Below are 17,792 nucleotides of genomic sequence, written 5' to 3'. Positions count from 1 at the left end.
GCCCGCCGACCCCACCCCGGGGCCGGCGGCATCAATCCCTAGCCGCGCTCAGCCAGCAGGATCGTCTCGGCGACGGTCAGGGTATCCGCCCAGATGAGGCCCGGGTCCTGGGCGCGCCCCAGCAGTTCACGCGTCGCGGCCAGCTCGGCCTCCCGCCCCGCCAACTGCCACAGATCCGCGGCCCGCTCCAGCGCGCTCTCCGCGCTGCCCAGCAGGTTCTCGGAGGCGACGACGTTGCGCAGCCGCAGCGCGCACACCGCGCGGGCGCACCAGCGCTGCGCCTCCGCCGCGAGCGAGTCGCCCATCGGCTCCGGGTCGGCGCCTCTGACCCGCACGTCGAGCCGCGACCCGTCGCGCAGCAGCCGCCGCAGCAGCTCAGTCTGTTCTCCCCCCAGCGTCACCGCACCGCGCCACTCGCCGCCGTCGTCGTCGCTCGTCAACTCGCCCGTGGCCAGCGGCATCGGCCAGTCGTCGCCCACGAGGTCGAAGAACAGGCCGCCGGTGAGCGTGGGCTGCTCCCCCAGTAGCCGGAACGCGCCCCCAGCGCCCTCGGCGCTCGCCGAAACATCCACGGCGTCGCGACCGAACTCGGCGTTCCAGGCGACGTTGCCCTCCCGCCGCGACGTCATGCCCAGCGGCACGTCCCGCCAGTCCACCGTCGACGTGCCCGCAGCGGCCGAGCCACCAGCCGCCAGCGCCAGCTCCGGGCGCAGATGCTCCAGCCAGTCAACGAGCCCCTCACCCAGCGCGGGCGGCGACACCGCGCCCTCCACTTCCCCCAGCCAGCCGAGCGCGTCGGCGCGCTCCTCGCCCGTGAGCGGCGACTCCGACGCCAGCTCGTCGAGCGCGTCGATGAGCAGCGCCCGCACCGCGGGCTGTTTCAGCGCGGCGCACATCGCGCGCGGCCGCCCCATGAGCGCCCCCAGCAGCCGGTGCAGTTCCCCCACCCAGTTCTCTTCGGTTTCGACGATGCCGCGCAGCTCCGCGATGAGCGTCATCTCCTCCATCAGCAGCAGCGCCGGATCGAGGGGAAGCGCGGCGTTGCGCTGGCACCAGCGCACCTCGGCGAGCCTGGTCAGGGTGATCAGCGACGGCTGTCGGGCCGCGCGGCAGCGCACCACCTCGTGGTCCTGCGCGAGCGCCCGGTTGAGCACCTCGTCGGCCACCTCGTCGCCGTACAGCTGCTCCAGCACGGGCACGGCGAGCCCCGGGTCGGCCACCAGGCACGACGGCAGCTGGTCCGGGCGGGAAGGGTCAAAGTCGAGGGTTGCCCCGAAAACGTCCAGGGTCACGGCGCCTGCCGGAGCCACTGGCTCATCTCCGATCATGACGGCGCCGAGCCCGATGTGGCGGACCGGCACCTCATGCGGATGGTCAATTGTCATGAGTTTTCCTTTTGAATAAATGACATTATGTATTCCAAATCTGGGAGCCCAAGATCTGCCGCAGCACGACGATACTCCGCCAACACTTCAGGGTCGCCCGCGATAATTCCTGACACCACCTCGGGGTGTTCCGAAAACCATGCCCAGGCCCGGTTCATCACATCCGGCGACGGGCGGGCGGGGGCGGGCGGTGTCTCGTCGCGGGTGAGGTTCACCGAGCGCAGGTCGCGCTCCCGACGGCGGTGCTCCTCCCCGGAGGGAATGCCCTTGAACACGGCTAGGCTCACGATCTTTGCGCCCGCGTCTGCGTCGATATATCGGCCCTGCCTGTCGTGCTTGAAGCAGTCCATCCAGGCGCGCCGCATGGCGTGCTGGCTGGCCGTCTCCAGCATTCCGCTGAGTAGCAGGAACTTGCCCTGGGCTTGGGTTCGGCAGAAGGCCCTGATCGTGGCCTCGGCGAGCGCGATCAGTTCGCCGTTCACCGGCAGGCCGTTCCACTCTTCGGCGCTTTCGTCGGCCGCCACCGGGCCGGGGGCCTCGCGCCAGGTGCGGTCCACGTCGATGGGCTTCGACGGGGTGCGCGCGGGCTGCGTCTGGGTGCCCAGCTGCAGCCCGCACAGGAGGCTGTAGAGCAGCACGAGCGCGGATTCGTGTGCGAGCCCCAGCCGCCCGCAGGCCCGGTTGACCTCCGCCCGCGCGATCTCGTCCGCTTCCCCTGGCACGGACTCGTCGCGGGCGGCCATCCGGAATCTGGAGTAGACGGAGCGGCCCAGCGCCTCCCAGGTGTTCTCCCGCTGGCTGCGGATGAGCGGGGGACGTTCGTCGTCGCCCAGCATCGCCCGGCTGTATGGGTGCTCGGCCAGGTGCGCGGCCCCCTCGTTGCGCCAGGACTGGTCGTACAGGTCTTGGAATTGCTGGAATTCCTCGCGGCTCAGCAGCCGGTCGAGCGACGGCGAGTTGGCGACGAAGGTGCTGGCTATCGCGTCGAGCTCCAGTTCGCTCAGGGGTTCGCGTTTCATTCGGGTGGCGGCCACCGCGCGCACCAGCCGGTCGGCGAGATCGCCGGCGGTGACGGACGCGCGCAGTCTGCGGGCCTCATCCACAGCGCGATCAGTGGCCCGGCGCACGAGTTGTAGATCGTCGAGGAGTTGCGCCTCGTATTCCCCCAGCCATATTCTCAGGCGACGCTCCTCATTCTCGTGATGAAGCTCGATTGGGAAGGCATTTCGATACCTTGGGAGGAGTAGGCGCTTCGTAACCATCTTGCTGCTCAGGCCCCCACCGTGCGGCGCCAGGGCTCGCCACGTCGGACGCTGCTTGAGCCACTCGCCGCATACCAGCATCAGCCGCTTATTCATCCGCTTCACCTCCTTACATACGCATCTGACGGACAAGCCGCCCTGAGCGCATCCATTCCGCTGCCGCTTCGGGTGCGGCGCCGGTATTTGACTGTTAGTATCCAAAAGAGTTAGACGAGGAACTGGATACTTACATGGCGGAGCGCTCAACTACTCAGGACCTTTCGGGTCCCTTGGTGCGCGAAGTTGTAGCGCTGTGCCGCAAAGGCTTAAGGAACACTGATCTCCCCGCTACTCCCCATCTTCGCGAGTTGCTGGGTGTCCCCGAGAGCTTGCCCGGCCCACAAGCTCTGCCCGTGCTGCGAGCCAGCATAGTCGATGCGGCGTCCACGCTGCCGCCGAAATTGTGCCTGGTTTTCTACGCGTCGGCCGGGGTCAAGGCGGGTTCGCCGAGCGGAAGGTTGGAGCGCCTCGCTGAGGCGGCCGCGGAGGGCGGGATCTCCGAGCGCACGGCCCGACGATGGAGCGAGGAGACTGCGCCGCCACAGATCGTCGCGCGGCTGCTGAGCAGCACGAAACGCGCCGCGCTGGGTGCCCGTTTCGAGATGCTCGGGCTATACACCCGCCTCGATCTGAGCATGCCCACGCCGGTGGTGTCGCACCAGCGCGACATCCGGGTCCTGGCGCCGCGCATGGACGGGTTCTACGAGGAGGTCACTGTTCCCGGCCTCACCGAGAAGGCCCCGGTTTTCCGAGGCCTGCAGGGTTGTCGGCTGGGCACCATCACAGGCATGGGCCCGAACATGTGGGGGATCAACTACAGCTTCCCGGAGTCCCGCTGGGCCATGGAAAGGCATTCTTTCTCGACCTCCATGGTGTTGCCGGATCACGCCTCGCTGCGCCCGGAGTTGGGGTTCCGCCCACACAACACCACCTTGAACGCCACCGTCGAAATTCTTTTCGGGAGCCAATTGCCCGCCCGGATCGAAACGTTCCAGACGACGTCGGTCACGGGATTTGTGCCGCCCGCTCACGTGGTGCAGACCCTGATACCCGACGGGCGTCGCCAACGCTTCGAGTTCCGCGAGATCCAGCTTGGGTTCGCCGTCGGCGTCCGCTGGTTCATGGCCGACTGAGCCAATTGTCAAGACAGATACCCGACATTTCTGCAGCGCCGTTGTTCATTGACAGTTCGACGATTGACCATGCTTACCGTAAACCGCGAGTCGCCGACACATCGCCGACCCGCCCGATGCCCGGAGCCGAAGAATGACGGCCAGTTAGCCCCTGACATGCACATTTGCCGATAGTTGAACCAAAACAACAAATTGAATGACATCAAACAGCTCCTGATAAGCCCATGGAGCATGTGACAGATACGTGCCATTCAGGGCAAAAGTCTTCACTTTCGTACGCATTATGCCTCAGGATTGGTGCAGCGCCGACCGAGGCGGACGGCAAGAGTTAGGAGGCCCACGCAGGATGATCAGCAATCCCCAGATCGCGGAGATCATCTGGCAGGCCACCCGGGCTGAGCGCAGCCTCCGCCACCACCGCGGCAAGCACTGCCCGACGCCCATCGCGCCCTACAGCGCAGGTGATCCGCACGGCACGCTCGTCAAGGGGGAATGCATCAACAGCGGCTGCCTGGATCTCCTCCACGAGGCGTGGGCGAAACTGGAGGAGCTGCTGGCGAAGGACTCCACGAGGAAGAAGCTGGACGGGGCAACCAACCCGGCCGCGTACGTGCGTCGGATGGTCACCACCTGCCTCGCTGACCTGCGTCGGGAGGAGCGCGTGCGCCGCGGCCACCCGGCCAAGCCGAGTCGCATCGACGGGCCGGCCGGCCGAGTAGTGACGGCCTTGGAGGCCGTGGGCGATGGGCGCGGGCAGTGGCTGGTGACCGTGTTCCGCTTCCTGCGCTGCTACCCATACGGCCCCAGCCACGTGAGCGGACGCTGGCCCGTTGATGGGCTCATCGCGGAGCGCCGGGCGCTGGGAGACGAGGTTGAGGCGTCGGAAATCCTGGGCGATGTCCGCGAGGTGCTTCGAGTAGCCGAAGAAGTGCTGGGTGCAAGCTGGGTGTACGACAATCTGACGTTGCCCACCCAGAATAGCGGCCCCTGCGGAGAGTTAACCGACTCCGTTGGCACCTTCGCTGAGCCCAGCGTCGAACACGCACTGGTCAGCCGACTGGTGGCCCACTATTCCCATCTCACGCGCAGCGGGAAATCCCCCGACGAAGCCCTCCGCGATGCGGTTCGGCTCACCTGTGGCGTTAACGTGAGCGTCACCCAGGAGATGCGCGAAGCGATGGAGGAGTTCCGCCGGGCCGAGTAAACCCCACCCAGTGGCCTGCCCGTCGCGCCAGCCTGCCCGACGACGGCTCGCCCCCGGCGGGCACGCGCGGTAACGCCCCGCCCTGATGGGCCGTCACCTCCTGACGCCACGCCGCCCCACCCTGCGCTCGACTCCCACAGCGATTCGGAGACGCCCACACCACGTTCCGGCAACGCGCCCTGCGGCGGAGTGCGCAGGGCAACGGCCAGCGTGTGAACCTTATGCCAATGGCTGAGCGTCTGGATGAAGTGAAAGGAGGGCGAGATGCCAACCAACGTCGAGCTTCAGGAGAGCTTCAAAGACTTCGTCAGCGCCAACCTGCCGCATTTGGTGAAGGTCGCCCGTTCGCTGACGGGCAACGTCGACGCCGCCGACGAACTGGTGCAGACGGCGATGGAGAAAGCCTGCCGCGCCTGGCCCAAGGTGATCCAAGCCGCCGACCCTCTGTCCTACGTGCGGAGAATCCTCGTCAACTCAGCCTACGACTCGTGGCGCCGGAAACGACGTCTCCAGCAGATCTTCAAACCAGCCGAGGAAGACAGCGACCCCCCGGCTGCCCACCCGTGGGGCGATCCGCAGCGCTCCCTCGATCGATCATCGACGATCGAGGAGTTGTTTCGCCCCTTGAGTCCCCGCGAACGGGCCGTGATCACCCTTCGCTTCCTCGCCGACCTCACTGAGGCCGCCACAGCCTACGAGCTGGGCATTGCGGTCGGCACCGTCAAGTCCACCACCGCCCGCGCGCTCAGGAAGATGCGTGTGGTCGACGTCGAGACGATCGGAGTCTGAAATGGACACCAACGACCTGAAAAACTTGCTGCGCAACCAGAGCAACGACACCTCCCTCACACCACAGGGGCTGTGGGAGCACGCCCGCCGACGCCAGCGCGCCCGGCAGCGGATCACAGCAGTCACGGCCGTCGCCGTGCTCACCGTGGGGGCCGGCGTGGGCTTCACGTATCTGGGGGCACTCGCCCCGGGACCACACGTCAACATCCTGACAACGCCTAGCGCACAGCCCGCGATCCCATCGAGCAGCCCTACCAGCCCTAGCAAGCCGCCCTCCGACACGCCCACGTCTCCGCCCGACAGGCCACTGCCAGCCCCGCCGCGGCCGGGCTCCGAGCCGAAGTGCGTCGTGCCGATGCCGCAGTCGTGGCTAGACGCCTTCGATGCCGTCGAACCCATGACGGGGCGCAACGCCTTCGCCACTTTCGGTAAGGGCACCCAGCTGCGTTTCGGGTACACGGGCGACAAACAGGTGTCTCTCATCTGGGAGTCCCCGCAAACCGGGAAACTCACCATCAGCGACCGGCTGAACCCCGACACTCCGGAAGCCGCCACCGACGGCCGGTTCGTGGTCTACCAGACCGCGGAGGGCCAACTCATGGTGTGGGATCGGGAGAGCGTCAGCGATCGAAGCAACCCGAACTACAACGAGTCTACGCCGATCCCCGGCGCGAAGTTCACGAACCGGCCCCTAACCTACCGGGTATCGGATGGCCGACTCTGGGTGGCGGTAGGCAACCAGCACGAGCGGGCCGGCGACCTGCTGATCCCGGGCGCCAACCTCCATTACGTCGATCTGGAGAATGGCACCGAGCTGAAGCTCGCCATCGAGAACAAGGACATGAATCTTCTGCCACCGCTCAAGGACCGGGCTCAGGTGGAGTTCAACGACGGGGTGGCCCTCGTCGGCACCGACGGCCGGGAAGCGCCGGCGTTGCCCAACCAGCAGAACCGGTACGTGTGGTCTCACAGCGGCGACGTGCTTTCGCTCGTTGCCCCCGGCGACGAGAACATGAACCTGGTGCTCCACCACCCGAGCTGGGGGGAACCAGTGGCGATGCGCAACCCTGACGGCGGCGACTTCGGCACCCTCGGCGGCAACTGGATCCTCACCGGGCCTGCCCGGTTCTACGATCTGCGTTCCCAGGTAGCCATGGAACACAAGGGCGGCAAACACCAGTACTCCTTCGCAACCTGGCGAGGTGAGGTGGTGCTCAGCCAGAGCGTCGACGACGAGGAGCGCGGAGAGCTGACGGTGAAGGCCATCCCCCTGGCGGAGCTGCCAGCGCTCAACCTGAGCTGTGAACAGTAGCCCAACCCAACCAGCGGCGGCCCCGGGGATATCCGGGGCCGCCTTCCCGCGCAGCTGCTCTACTGGCAGCTCATGCGACGATTACTGCGCCGCCACAGATGCCCGCCCAGCACACCCGTGACTGCGAACAGCAGGGCTAACGCGATGCCGGGAGAATAGCCGTTCGGCGCCATGGTGCCGACGTTGTTGATGCTCAGCGCCCCGTCGCCGGGCCGGTCGCGTTCGTAGCGGACCGCGGTCGTTTCCGAGGCCCTGATCACCGCTGCGGGCAGCGGGCCGCAGTCACGCAGGTGGTGGCGGCGCAGGATCCGCGACACGGTCCGTGGCGCGAGTCCGAACTCTGGGCCCAGCCAGTCTTGCCCGCGGCGTTGCTCCCGGTACAAGGCTACCCCACGCTCCTCAACTGTGGGCGCTGTTCGGCGCAGACTGTGATGGGGTCTGTGGTGATCGGTCGTACAGGCCAGCCTCCTCAGCCCCCAAGCGTGAAACTGTGGACACAATCGTTGACCTACTTGAGCATGACGAGTCCCGCTATTCAGATTTAACCCTTGAGATCATGGGCCAACTTGCCGCGATGGACAGGTTTCCAGATTTCGACAGACTAGGAAACGAGGATCGGATCGAGAGGCAGAGGACTGCCGAGCAGGCGGTGACCGACCTGAAATCCGCACTAGAAAAGGAGTCATCGGCCAAAGCTGAAGCAGAAGCCGCACGCCAGGAGATCAAGAAATACCGCGAAGATTCACAGAGGATGACATCGTTTAACGCGGAGCTTGATCGCCTCAAAGAAACTTATCTGCTTCTCACGCAACAGCAGGACCACCCACAAGAACGAGGCCTTGCCTTAGAGAAACTCTTGAACGCTCTTTTTGCCCTCTTTGATCTGGAGCCTAGGCTGGCATACTCGTCTGACGTTGATCAGGTCGATGACTCTTTCCGCCTCGACACCGATGACTACTTGATCGAGGCGAAGTGGACGAAGAGCCCTCTAGGCAGGGACCAGGCGGATATCTTTACTCAGAAAATCGCTCGACGCGGCAAGCTGGCCGTTGGTTTATTAGTGAGCATCAATGGCTTCTCAGAACCTCTGAAAACAGCTTACTCGACCGGCTCATCTTTCATTACAATGGATGGCACAGATCTCTTCCTTGTGCTAGAGGGCCGATTCAAGCTCGACGAAGCATTGCTCACCAAAAAGCGCCACGTGAACGACACCGGCTCATGTTACAGGCCTCTCGCCTGAGCAAGAGTGAAGCGAGCATACAATCCAACCGCCCGAGACCATGGAAAACCATTCACATCCCCAAACGAAGAGCATGCTCTAGCCACAAGAAACAGCCCCGACCCTCGACCCCCTAAGCGGGGCTCCGCTCAACCTCCCGCACCATCACGCTTCTTCTTCAAGCTCGTTTCTCAGCCGATCGAAATCACTGAGGTAGCCTTGGTCTTGCACAATGCGGAACTTCTCAAATTCGTTCAGCGCATGGTCATTGGCCTGCGACTTAGAGACACTGCCAGCATTGTCGAGTATCTGTCGGTCGTCGAGATTCAAGAAGGCGTCCAGCCGATTGGACCAATCTTCCATGGTCATGGGAATCCGACGGCGAGCCCGGGACTCAGCCAAGTCCAGGAAGGCGTTGACCAAGCAACCGAGGTCTTCCAGCTCCTCCCGGGTGAGGTAATTTTTTCCGATCGTGACATCGCTGCGAAGGATCTTGCCATCGGGGCTGCCAGCCCATGTCGTCAGCCCCATGTGGGGTTGAGCAGCATCGGCTCGCGACTGGATGAGCTCGGCTGCAGTCTGACCGTGGACGGCGTAGTGCAGCTTGTTCTGCACCGTGTCGAAGAAGCGCTTGGTGATCGGAGCGTCCTTGTTGTAGTCCACACTGGTGGCGTAGATGTCAGCGACCTTCTGGTAGAAGCGACACTCGGACAGACGGATTTCACGGATCTCTTCCAGGAGACGCTCGAAGTAGTCTTCACCGAGAAAAGTTCCGTTTTCCATCCGCTGACGGTCGATGACATAGCCCCGGATGGCAAAGTCACGCAGCACTTTGGTGGCCCACTGGCGGAATTGGGTGGCGCGCACTGAGTTGACCCGGTACCCCACCGAGATGATGGCATCGAGGTTGTAGTGGACCACGCGGCGCTTGACCTGCCGTGACCCTTCCTTGCGAATCTGTAAGAAATCCTTACAGGTTGCCATCTCTTCAAGCTCACCAGAATCATAGATGTTGCGAAGATGTAGCGTTATGTTCTCCCGGGACGTACCGAAAAGCTCAGCCATCAGCTTCTGACTCAACCACACCGTGTCGTCCTCGTAGCGAGCCTCAATACTTGCACCACCCTCTTGGGAAGTGAATATCAAAAACTCGACTGTCGAGTTTCGGATCAGTTTTCCGGACGACTGAAGAAGATTGCTATCTTGCGTAAGGATATTGTATCGCATGACAAAACCATAGCCATACGACTTCCCTGAAGACCTGCACACCCGAGGGTCACAGCCTCTTTCCCATCACTATAATTGTTGTAAAATCCATCAACTCCGTTCACTTTTCTCAACGCGGGGCGCGCAATAGAAGCATGAACGAAACACGCCGTATTTCAACGCATCGCTGGGAAGTACGGCATCGACGAGCATTCCACCGGCCCCACCCCGGGTGAGGATGAAGACCCCGCACAGCCTGGACCGACCAAGCGCATCAGATAAACCACAACTGCTTCACACGAAAGGAGGCTCCATGACCACATCAAGCACACCAACCATCCTGAAGAGCCTCCACCAGCTCGCACCCCGCCGCGCCTGCAGCTTCACCGAGCCCCTAAACCTGGCCGAACCGAGCCGCCGACTACTTCGCAGGCTGCGCCCCGGTGCCACGCACCGCCCTGAAACAGGCCTGGGCCGCCACCAGCCCCTGGCCACCCAGGAACTCTTCGACCACGCCAAGACGTCCGAGCCCTACGCTCCAACAACACCCGCGACCGCATCCGCCACCACTACCTCAAAACCGGCATCCTCTTCTGCGACCGCTGCCGAGCCCAGGGACGCACCAGCCGCTTCGTCTACACCCAGGCCAAGGGCAAAGGCGGCACCTACGCCTACTACCTCTGCCGCGGCCGCCAAGAAGGCCACTGCGACATGTCCTACCTGCCCGTCGCCCTCGTCGAAGAAGCCGTCGAACGCCACGTGACCGGCATCAGCCCCCAACCAGAATGGGCCGAACACACCCAACAACAACTCACCACAGCCCTCGACCACCACCACGCCACCATCCGAGAAATGAACCACGCCGTCACCGAACAACTACGCACCCTCGCCGCCCAGGAAGAACGCATCATCGACCTACTGGCCGACATCGGCACCCTCTACGCCCACGTCCCCTACGCCGTCCGCGGCCTGCTCTGCCACGCCCTCTTCGAAGCCATCCACCTCGACGACACCACCACCAAAACCACCACCGTCACCAACTCCACCCTCAAAGAACCCTTCGCCACCCTCCACGACGCCCTCACAGACACCAGAACCCCACCAGAGACGACCATGAGACCGTCCACGACGTCCCGAACGCCCCACAGGCCCTCACAACACGCACCGGGACACCCCACCCCGCCCCCCCGGACACGCAACGAACCCCCGGTGTTGCCACCGAGGGTTCGAGTAAGCGTCGCTTGGCGGACGCCCTCAGAACCTACTCCAGATATTCCCACCTCCTGCCGCAGCTCCACCAAGCCCTTCGACAGCTCCACGAGGCGCCGCAACAGCAACGAGACCGCACCCCAGCACGCCGCAACCTATCCCTCATCGACGCTCTCGACTCAGCCACCGTCAGGCGCATGGTTGCCGACTGCGCTGCAGGCATGCCCCAGACGGCTGTCGCCCGAAAGTACGGCGTGGCACCGAGCTCGGTCTGGAGGTATGTCAACAGGGCCGGGAAGCGCTAAGACAAAAACCATTTCCTAGCCCGAGCCCGGGAAGGAAAACGAGAAACTGACAAAACAAGGGAGACCCTCTCTGACTCCGGTCGAGTATCGAGAAAAAGGACCGCGCGGCAGCCAGCCCGGCGAGAGTGGCGGTCGAAGAGTGCCCTTTGTCAGCCAAGGCCCGGTCACGGCGAGTCCGAGGTTGATAACAACAGCTCTAACGCCTCCGTTGCCGTTCAATCAGATCATGATGAGACGTAACGACAAAAGCTTCAAGTGACACCGGCTGACAGTTCACGCCATCTACATGATGCAGATGTCTCATCCACAGCACGCCGCAAAGCCCGCAAAATCGCTTTCGGAAAACAACCTCGACGCTGCGATTGGCCTTCATGAAACCAAAGGCCAACCGCAACACGGCGACTTGCGAAATAGCTATTTCAGGAAGGCCATTCTGTGACGCGAACCTGTCGCAAGTAGTTCATCAACTGCTTGGCTTTTTCGTTGGTCGGAGTGGTGACATCATTTCCATCTGTACCAACGAGCCAGTAGAGGACCGCCCTGTCGGGCGAGCCCAGTCGCAGGGCTATGGAGAAAACTTCAGTCGGGGAAGCATTTTCCTGTGCCCACCTGATGACATCTATGACATCGCAATCACTCACGTCAACTACTCGACTGGATCCATAAGTTGAACGTTCTTTTGCTTCGATGAAATAAATACGAAACGTTAAGTCGGCTTGCGCATACTCCTCTACTGAGGATTCTTCAGCTTCACGAACTTCCATGCTGGAAATTCTAGCACAACTTGACGCGAGCAGACGTCTGGACATCTGCAGTGGTCCTCGTGAAATACGTAGTGGTTGCGTAGATATAGGTTTGGGCTTCGTAGTAGAAGCCTCGCCGACAGACTACATTTGAGTTGCTCTTCATAGGGATATAGAAGGTTGCTTTCTGCCCGTTCCCAACGTAACGAGTTTCAGTTGTTCTTTGGAGCGGCACTTTAGGACCATGCATACCAGGACCGAGGGTATCACCTGTCATGGTTGCGTGAACATGAACTTTAGCTGGCCTATTGCACGTAACATGCACCTTGGCATGCACAACTTTCCTGCCATTGTTGTTAGTTATGTGCGGATGTCCAATTTTGGAGATTCCGCAGATGGTTCCGATCTGGATTCTTGCCTGAGGCTGATGGGTGGCGCTCGTCTCAGCTTCATCAGGATTCATGAGCGATCCAGGATGGATCTGACTCGCTCGACTAAGGGGTGCGGCTGTAGCCATCACGAGAACGGCTACAAGGAGTGCGATGTATCTTCTCATGTCGTGACTCTACCGAGTACTCTCGAGGGAGGCAAGGGGTGTGAAGCAAAAGTTCCCGCGGCGCTGCTCTCTTAGAGAACTCTAGACAAACTTTAATTATCTGTCTTGAACAGCTACAGACCGGTGAAGTAACTATTGTCTGTGCGGCATGACCTGTGCAGGTAACTTTATTCACACGGTACTCACGTTCTAGCCCTGCTCTGAGAGCGGTCTTGCCTGTATGTCGCGCGTCCGACTATGTGGCAGGCCCGTTGTGTAGGTCTTGAAGGAGAGTTTGAGCATGGGGAGACCGCCCTTGATTCTGGTGGAGAAGAAGACCCGGATCGTGCTCAGTGTGCTGGCTGGTGAGATGTCCGTTGCTGAGGCGGCGCGTAGGGAGAAAGTCAGCGAGCAGTCGATCGGACGGTGGAAGGCCGAGTTCCTTGAGGCTGGTAAGGCTGCTTTGGTGGTGGGCAGGACCGGCTAGTCGTCTCGGGAGGAGCAGTTGGAGGCCGAGGTCGCCGAGCTGACCCAGGCGCTGGGCGAGGCGCACCTGGAGGTCCGGGTGTGGAAGAAGTCGGCGGAGGGTCGGCTGGGCCCTTCGTCTACCTCGAGGTGATCCGTATCGAGGCGGACATGTCGACCGCGAGGTTCTGCCAGTTCTTCGACATGCCCGAGCGGGCTTGGCGCCGTGGGCAGGCCAAGGCCCGTACCGGGGCACAGACCAAGGGGCCCTGGCCGCAGCTGGTACGGCAGGCTGCCAAGGAGTTGGTCCGGAAGCACGCGCTGGCTCATCCGGCGTGGGGGCACCGGAAGACCTGGGCGATGGTGCGTCATGACAGTCATGTGGTCTGCGAGGCGAGCGTGCTGCGCATCCTGCGTGACGAGGCTCTGATCCTGCCCGCGCAGTACCAGCGAGAACGGCGTCGGCTTGCTGAGCGGCGCAAGGCCGCGTTCGCCACCGGGCCGATGGGCCCGAATCAGGTGTGGCAGCTGGACTTCAGCGAGTTCGAGACCACCACTGGCGGGACCTGGCGGCTGGCCGGATGCCGGGGCTACTGGTCCAAATACGAGTATCCCTTCCACGTCTCGCCCACCGATAACCAGCACGACGCGATCGACGCGACCGAGTTGACCCCGGCCGATTACCAGTTACCAGGAGATGTTCGGGCGCCCGCTGATCAATGCCTACCCCGTCGACCCGGCGACCGGGCAACTGGCCCCGGTAGTGACCATCATGACGGACAATGGCGGGCCATTTAGATCCTTCCGATTCGAGTCCTTCATCACCGCCCACCCCGAGCTAGCCCATGTACGGACCCACGCGAAAACGCCTGGGCAGAACGGGTCCCGTGAACGAGGTTTCGGCACGCTGAAGTACGAACGGCTCTACCTAAACGAGATCAACGACGCACTCGCACTCGCCGAGCGTGCCGAGGACTACCGGAGCGAGCACAACAAACTGAGGCCTCACGAGGCCATCTCATGGAACTGACCCAAAGAGGTACACCTGGGGCTGGCTGACCCCACCATCCCGACATTCAAAGCCAAGGAAACCCTGCCAAAAACTTGACGCGGGACACGCCCACGACGCCCCGAACGCCCCACAGACCCTCACAGCACGAACGAGGGCACCCCACCCCGCCCCCGACACGCAACGAACCCCCGGTTGTTGCCACCGAGGGTTCGAGTAAGCGTCGCTTGGCGGTGACGGAGGGATTTGAACCCTCGGTGGGTTGCCCCACACTCGCTTTCGAGGCGAGCTCTTTCGGCCGCTCAGACACGTCACCGTCGGCTAGCTTAGCTGGTTAACGGCCCGAAACGCGAATCGGCGACGACGCCCACGACCGGGCACGGCTCAGGCCCGTCGCTCCTGGAAGAAATCGGCGAGCAGCTGGGCGCAGTCGTCGCGCAGAACACCGCTGGTGACGCGCACTGCGTGATTCAGCCGGGGATCGCGCACCACGTCGAACAGGCTCGCCACCGCGCCCGCCTTGTCGTCGAACGCCCCGAACACCAGATGCTCCAGCCGGGCCGCGACGATGGCGCCCGCGCACATGGTGCACGGCTCCAGCGTCACGACAATGCTGCAACCCGTCAGCCGCCACTCCCCCAGCCGCTGCGCGGCGCGTCGGATGGCGACGATCTCCGCGTGCGCGGTGGGGTCGCCGAGCAGCTCCCGCTCGTTTCCGCCCACCGACACCACGTCGCCGGCCGGCCCGAGGACGACGGACCCGATCGGCACGTCGCCGTGGGCCTGCGCCGCGCGCGCCACATCGATAGCGCGACGCATCGCGTCGTGCCAGCGGGCCCCCATCTCAGTCGTCGAAAGCGGAAACCGCCGCCTGGAACTCGCCGCCGATCTTCAACTTCTGGGCGATCCGCTCCACCGCCTCGTCGGAGTCCACGTCGTAGTCGGTGGCGATGGCCTCCAGCTCGAATGCCCGCAGCCCGCTGGCGGCGAACATCTCCATGTCCCCCACCGGATAAGGGTCGTCCTCGTCCTCCGGGAAGTCCTCGCCCAGGTAGTCGAGCACGTCGCGCGCCAGCGGCCAGTCCGCGGCGGCCGTCGCGTCGGAGAGCAGCACCTCAACCTGCCGCCCCCGCACCCGCACGGCGACGAAGAAGTCGCCGGCCACGGACACGAACCCGTCGGCGCCGGAGTCGCCCGGCAGGCGCGACAGCTGCCGGATCAGCTCGTCGAGATCGTTAGCCAGGTCGTAGTCGAGCGGCACGACGACCGGCTTGCCGTCCTCCCGGTAGGCGGCCACCACCAGGTCCACGTCGTCTTCGGTCGCGTCATCGAGTTCATCGTCGAGATCGTCTTCGTCGAACTCGTCTGCGGACTCGTCCAAGTCGAACGGCTCAGCATCCTCGTCAAAAACGCCCACGGCCTCACCTTTCTCGCCACCCGAGAAGCCCAGCTCTTCCCGTCCAACCAACCCTACCCGTTGGGCCGGGCCGCCACTAGGGGTCTGCCCCGAAAGTGCCATCGCGGCAAGAACGCTCCGAGTTCGACGAGTTGATTCTCCCCACCTGTCCCGAACCGGGCGTACCAACACGTCGAGGGCTCTTTGTACCCAGACCGATATGCCGCCGCCCGGCTTCATTATCCTAAATGGCCCTAGACCCCGGGCAATCTTCGCCGACGCGCGCCACGTCGAAAACGATGGTGTGCAAGGATGGGGAGTGTGGAAGTACGTGTTGTCTCGCACCCCCTGATCGATCACAAACTCACGCTGCTGCGTGACAAGAGCACGCCCCAGCCGGTGTTCCGCCGCCTCGTCGACGAGCTGGTGACGCTGCTGGCCTACGAGGCGACGCGCGGCGTGCGCGTACACGACCACGCCATCGAAACCCCGGTGGCGCCCACCGTCGGAAAGAAACTCAGCGACCCGCCGCCGATGGTGGTGCCGATCCTGCGCGCCGGCCTCGGGATGCTCGACGGCATGCTGCGCCTGGTGCCGACAGCGCAGGTGGGGTTCCTGGGCATGATCCGCGACGAGGTGACGCTCCAGCCCACCACGTACGCGGAGCGGCTGCCCGAAGACCTGTCCGGCCGGCAGTGCTACGTGCTGGACCCGATGCTCGCCACCGGCGGCTCGCTGGGCGGGGCGGTGCAGTACCTGGTGGATCGTGGCGCGAACGACATCACCTGCATCTGCCTGCTCGCCTCCCCGCAGGGTGTGGAGAAGCTCAGCGGATTGCTTGAGCACCTGGAGGTGCCCTGCACTCTGGTGACGGCCGCCGTTGACGAGACCTTGAACGACCACGGCTTCATCGTGCCCGGCCTCGGCGACGCCGGAGATCGCTTGTACGGGCTTGCCGAATGAGCGCCGCTTGGGCGGACATCTGGCCGCCCTTCGGCCTCTCCCTCAGCCTCGGCCCGGTGGAGATGCACCCGGTGCGCTTCGACGACATCCCGCCGCTCATTGACCTCCTGTCTGCGGGCATCGTCGCCGACGGCGTGACCCTGTCCCCCGTCGGGGGCGACTTCGGCGTCGGAGAATACACGCCCAAGAAGCAGCGTGAATCGCTGGCGTTCTGGTGTTCCAGATACGGCACCAGCACGCCCGAAAAGTGGCAATTTCCGCTCGCCGTTTCCCGCGACGGGGAGCTGGTGGGCGTGCAAGATTTCTGGGCCGATTCCTTCCCCAAGGTTCGCTCGATTACCTCGGGTTCCTGGCTGGGCTACGTCCACCAGGGCAACGGCACCGGCACCCTGATGCGCCAAGCTCTGGCGATGTTTGCCTTCGACCACCTCGACGCACGCGAGCTGCTCAGCGAAGCCTTCGCCAGCAACGAGGCATCCAACGCCGTCAGCCTCAAAGTCGGCTACCAGCCGAACGGTGCACGACTGCGCGAGCGTGGCGACGGCGCGGAGCAGCTGAACGTCTGGCGGCTCACCCCCGAGACCCTCAACCGGCCCAACCTTCCCCTCGAAGTCGACGGACTCGACCCCTTCCTGGAGCTGCTCGGCCTGGCCGGGCAGGATGAGCCGGCCTGACCGATAGCCCGTCGGCATCACCCGCGCCCTGCGGCTTCGCTCCGGCCGCTAGATGGGAAGCCAACGCCTGGGACGAAACCCAGTTCGCCGGGGTTCGTGCCCAGTGCCCCGGCCACGCTAGCCGGCTTGGGCCACGTCTCGACGCCGCGCAGCTCCGGCGGGGGAGCAAACCGGGGCATAACACACCTGCTGGCGCATCTGCCCCGGGTCGAGTATCTCCCCGCCCTCCTCGGCGATCGAGCCCGTGGTCATAAGGCAACCTTGGCGCGTCGCAATCTTTTCAAGACGTCGAGCGGCAGCACGGGAAAACTAGCTGCACGAGCACCGAACAGGCCCTTGAGCATTTGGTCCCGGTGTAGGACGCCCTCGCCGACGCGGTCAAGGCGATCGCACCCGGGCACCAGGCCACCCCGACGCCCTGCACCGACTTCGAGGCCGCCTAGGGAGGCGCAGCGTTGAGGCCACCGAAGGTGGGTGGACGTCGGTATGCCTGGCAACATCGCGCTGACCATGATCCTCGACGAGCATCTGGCCCACGGCCGGAATCTCGCCGCCTCCGTTGGGCGCAATCCCGGCTGGGGGCACCACAGGTTGGCCGGCTCACGTGCCCGTGCCAGAGGCAGTAGCTCTGGCACGGGCACGCTGCTTCGCTAACGACCCGTCTTCGGCAGACCCGGGCGCGGCCGCGGCGTCTTGCTGGGGGTCGGCACCGTCGGCGTTGGCGTCGGGCTCACGGTGGGAGTCGGCGTCGGCGTAGGTGTCGGCGTCGGCGTGGGAGTCGGCGTCGGCGTAGGTGTCGGCGTCGGCGTGGGAGTCGGCGTCGGCGTAGGTGTCGGCGTCGGCGTAGGTGTCGGCGTCGGCGTGGGAGTCGGCGTCGGCGTGGGAGTCGGCGTCGGCGTGGGAGTCGGCGTCGGCGTGGGAGTCGGCGTCGGCGTGGGAGT

General features: G+C 64.0%; 19 protein-coding genes, 1 tRNA gene and 2 pseudogenes. 11 read left to right on the top strand and 11 right to left on the bottom strand.

Features of this window, described 5'->3' with window-relative positions:
• Positions 1-38: 38 nt before the first annotated feature.
• Together EII42_RS11685 and EII42_RS11680 are read right to left on the bottom strand one after the other, a co-directional pair.
• Positions 39-1,385, bottom strand: coding sequence for a hypothetical protein (locus EII42_RS11685; protein ID WP_125172320.1), 1,347 nt, complete (start codon positions 1,383-1,385; stop codon positions 39-41).
• Complete coding sequence (locus EII42_RS11680) at positions 1,382-2,743, bottom strand: hypothetical protein (RefSeq protein WP_125172319.1); 1,362 nt, start codon at positions 2,741-2,743, stop codon at positions 1,382-1,384. Before EII42_RS11680 ends, EII42_RS11685 begins: the two co-directional genes overlap by 4 nt.
• A gap of 176 nt (positions 2,744-2,919) precedes the next feature.
• Here EII42_RS11680 and EII42_RS13010 point away from each other — a divergent pair, with 176 nt between their 5' ends.
• From EII42_RS13010 to EII42_RS11660, 4 genes are all read left to right on the top strand, one after another.
• Positions 2,920-3,819 carry a hypothetical protein gene (locus EII42_RS13010; RefSeq protein WP_158676496.1) on the top strand — a complete coding sequence of 300 codons (900 nt, stop codon included), beginning with the start codon at positions 2,920-2,922 and terminating at the stop codon, positions 3,817-3,819.
• A 346-nt stretch (positions 3,820-4,165) separates the two neighbouring features.
• Complete coding sequence (locus tag EII42_RS11670; RefSeq protein ID WP_125172318.1) at positions 4,166-5,023, top strand: hypothetical protein; 858 nt, start codon at positions 4,166-4,168, stop codon at positions 5,021-5,023.
• 264 nt (positions 5,024-5,287) lie between these two features.
• The gene (locus EII42_RS11665; protein ID WP_125172317.1) at positions 5,288-5,812 is read left to right on the top strand and encodes a SigE family RNA polymerase sigma factor; all 525 of its coding nucleotides are present in this window, start codon (positions 5,288-5,290) and stop codon (positions 5,810-5,812) included.
• A 1-nt stretch (position 5,813) separates the two neighbouring features.
• Positions 5,814-7,124 (top strand): hypothetical protein, encoded by a 1,311-nt coding sequence (locus EII42_RS11660; RefSeq protein ID WP_125172316.1) that lies wholly within the window; start codon positions 5,814-5,816, stop codon positions 7,122-7,124.
• A gap of 59 nt (positions 7,125-7,183) precedes the next feature.
• On the opposite strand, the gene EII42_RS11655 is transcribed toward EII42_RS11660, so the two are convergent.
• Complete coding sequence (locus tag EII42_RS11655; protein WP_125172315.1) at positions 7,184-7,507, bottom strand: hypothetical protein; 324 nt, start codon at positions 7,505-7,507, stop codon at positions 7,184-7,186.
• Between the two features lie 107 nt (positions 7,508-7,614).
• Between EII42_RS11655 and EII42_RS11650 the strand changes: the two genes are divergently transcribed.
• Entirely contained in the window at positions 7,615-8,367 is a 753-nt protein-coding gene (locus EII42_RS11650; protein ID WP_125172314.1) for a hypothetical protein, read from the top strand.
• Positions 8,368-8,511: 144 nt separating this feature from the next.
• Here the strand turns inward: EII42_RS11650 and EII42_RS11645 are convergent, their stop codons facing one another.
• A complete protein-coding gene (locus tag EII42_RS11645; RefSeq protein WP_125172313.1) occupies positions 8,512-9,573 on the bottom strand; it encodes a virulence RhuM family protein in 1,062 nt (353 codons plus the stop codon).
• Between the two features lie 537 nt (positions 9,574-10,110).
• Here EII42_RS11645 and EII42_RS13885 point away from each other — a divergent pair.
• A pseudogene (locus EII42_RS13885) lies at positions 10,111-10,254 on the top strand (hypothetical protein); the annotation flags it as partial.
• 213 nt (positions 10,255-10,467) lie between these two features.
• On the opposite strand, the gene EII42_RS13560 reads toward EII42_RS13885, so the two are convergent.
• Both EII42_RS13560 and EII42_RS11635 read right to left on the bottom strand, forming a co-directional pair.
• On the bottom strand, positions 10,468-10,626 hold the full coding sequence (locus EII42_RS13560) for a hypothetical protein (protein WP_233558386.1): 159 nt from the start codon (positions 10,624-10,626) through the stop codon (positions 10,468-10,470).
• Positions 10,627-11,485: 859 nt separating this feature from the next.
• Positions 11,486-11,830, bottom strand: a complete 345-nt coding sequence (locus tag EII42_RS11635; RefSeq protein ID WP_125172312.1) for a hypothetical protein — start codon at positions 11,828-11,830, stop codon at positions 11,486-11,488.
• Positions 11,831-12,645: 815 nt separating this feature from the next.
• Between EII42_RS11635 and EII42_RS13555 the strand changes: the two genes are divergently transcribed.
• The 3 genes from EII42_RS13555 to EII42_RS13335 all read left to right on the top strand — a co-directional run bounded on the left by EII42_RS13555 (position 12,646) and on the right by EII42_RS13335 (position 13,839).
• Positions 12,646-12,831: a helix-turn-helix domain-containing protein gene (locus tag EII42_RS13555; RefSeq protein ID WP_233558385.1), complete on the top strand. Its 186-nt coding sequence runs from the start codon at positions 12,646-12,648 to the stop codon at positions 12,829-12,831.
• A gap of 128 nt (positions 12,832-12,959) precedes the next feature.
• Positions 12,960-13,607: an IS3 family transposase gene (locus tag EII42_RS11625; RefSeq protein ID WP_199729879.1), complete on the top strand. Its 648-nt coding sequence runs from the start codon at positions 12,960-12,962 to the stop codon at positions 13,605-13,607.
• A complete protein-coding gene (locus tag EII42_RS13335) occupies positions 13,582-13,839 on the top strand; it encodes an integrase core domain-containing protein (RefSeq protein WP_199729878.1) in 258 nt (85 codons plus the stop codon). The genes EII42_RS11625 and EII42_RS13335 overlap by 26 nt, the downstream gene beginning before the upstream one ends.
• A gap of 207 nt (positions 13,840-14,046) precedes the next feature.
• Here EII42_RS13335 and EII42_RS11620 read toward each other — a convergent pair.
• The 3 genes from EII42_RS11620 to EII42_RS11610 form a co-directional block, all read right to left on the bottom strand.
• Positions 14,047-14,134 (bottom strand) — tRNA-Ser (locus EII42_RS11620).
• Between the two features lie 68 nt (positions 14,135-14,202).
• Positions 14,203-14,637 (bottom strand): tRNA adenosine(34) deaminase TadA, encoded by a 435-nt coding sequence (gene tadA, locus EII42_RS11615; RefSeq protein ID WP_199729877.1) that lies wholly within the window; start codon positions 14,635-14,637, stop codon positions 14,203-14,205.
• A gap of 25 nt (positions 14,638-14,662) precedes the next feature.
• Positions 14,663-15,235, bottom strand: coding sequence for a tRNA adenosine deaminase-associated protein (locus EII42_RS11610; RefSeq protein WP_125172310.1), 573 nt, complete (start codon positions 15,233-15,235; stop codon positions 14,663-14,665).
• 300 nt (positions 15,236-15,535) lie between these two features.
• Between EII42_RS11610 and upp the strand changes: the two genes are divergently transcribed.
• Together upp and EII42_RS11600 are read left to right on the top strand one after the other, a co-directional pair.
• Positions 15,536-16,177, top strand: coding sequence for a uracil phosphoribosyltransferase (gene upp, locus EII42_RS11605; RefSeq protein WP_125172309.1), 642 nt, complete (start codon positions 15,536-15,538; stop codon positions 16,175-16,177).
• On the top strand, positions 16,174-16,851 hold the full coding sequence (locus EII42_RS11600) for a GNAT family N-acetyltransferase (RefSeq protein WP_125172308.1): 678 nt from the start codon (positions 16,174-16,176) through the stop codon (positions 16,849-16,851). The genes upp and EII42_RS11600 overlap by 4 nt, the downstream gene beginning before the upstream one ends.
• Before the next feature lie 117 nt (positions 16,852-16,968).
• On the opposite strand, the gene EII42_RS13730 is transcribed toward EII42_RS11600, so the two are convergent.
• Both EII42_RS13730 and EII42_RS11595 read right to left on the bottom strand, forming a co-directional pair.
• Positions 16,969-17,103 carry a hypothetical protein gene (locus tag EII42_RS13730; protein ID WP_255416264.1) on the bottom strand — a complete coding sequence of 45 codons (135 nt, stop codon included), beginning with the start codon at positions 17,101-17,103 and terminating at the stop codon, positions 16,969-16,971.
• Between the two features lie 348 nt (positions 17,104-17,451).
• Positions 17,452-17,792, bottom strand: a pseudogene (locus tag EII42_RS11595) (hypothetical protein); the annotation flags it as partial.

The organism is Tessaracoccus sp. OH4464_COT-324 (genome assembly GCF_003932855.1).
In the GTDB taxonomy this organism is placed as follows: domain Bacteria; phylum Actinomycetota; class Actinomycetes; order Propionibacteriales; family Propionibacteriaceae; genus Arachnia.
This window is presented reverse-complemented; position numbering and strand designations above follow the sequence as displayed.

What these genes read in the sequence shown, in the direction of transcription:
- tadA (WP_199729877.1), bottom strand. Translation starts at nt 14,637, where the DNA reads ATGCGTCGCGCTATCGATGTGGCGCGCGCGGCGCAGGCCCACGGCGAC.
- EII42_RS11635 (WP_125172312.1), bottom strand. Translation starts at nt 11,830, where the DNA reads ATGGAAGTTCGTGAAGCTGAAGAATCCTCAGTAGAGGAGTATGCGCAA.
- EII42_RS13335 (WP_199729878.1), top strand. Translation starts at nt 13,582, where the DNA reads ATGACGGACAATGGCGGGCCATTTAGATCCTTCCGATTCGAGTCCTTC.
- EII42_RS11660 (WP_125172316.1), top strand. Translation starts at nt 5,814, where the DNA reads ATGGACACCAACGACCTGAAAAACTTGCTGCGCAACCAGAGCAACGAC.
- EII42_RS11685 (WP_125172320.1), bottom strand. Translation starts at nt 1,385, where the DNA reads ATGACAATTGACCATCCGCATGAGGTGCCGGTCCGCCACATCGGGCTC.
- EII42_RS13730 (WP_255416264.1), bottom strand. Translation starts at nt 17,103, where the DNA reads ATGACCACGGGCTCGATCGCCGAGGAGGGCGGGGAGATACTCGACCCG.
- EII42_RS11670 (WP_125172318.1), top strand. Translation starts at nt 4,166, where the DNA reads ATGATCAGCAATCCCCAGATCGCGGAGATCATCTGGCAGGCCACCCGG.
- EII42_RS11645 (WP_125172313.1), bottom strand. Translation starts at nt 9,573, where the DNA reads ATGCGATACAATATCCTTACGCAAGATAGCAATCTTCTTCAGTCGTCC.
- EII42_RS11665 (WP_125172317.1), top strand. Translation starts at nt 5,288, where the DNA reads ATGCCAACCAACGTCGAGCTTCAGGAGAGCTTCAAAGACTTCGTCAGC.
- EII42_RS11600 (WP_125172308.1), top strand. Translation starts at nt 16,174, where the DNA reads ATGAGCGCCGCTTGGGCGGACATCTGGCCGCCCTTCGGCCTCTCCCTC.
- EII42_RS11680 (WP_125172319.1), bottom strand. Translation starts at nt 2,743, where the DNA reads ATGAATAAGCGGCTGATGCTGGTATGCGGCGAGTGGCTCAAGCAGCGT.
- EII42_RS13555 (WP_233558385.1), top strand. Translation starts at nt 12,646, where the DNA reads ATGGGGAGACCGCCCTTGATTCTGGTGGAGAAGAAGACCCGGATCGTG.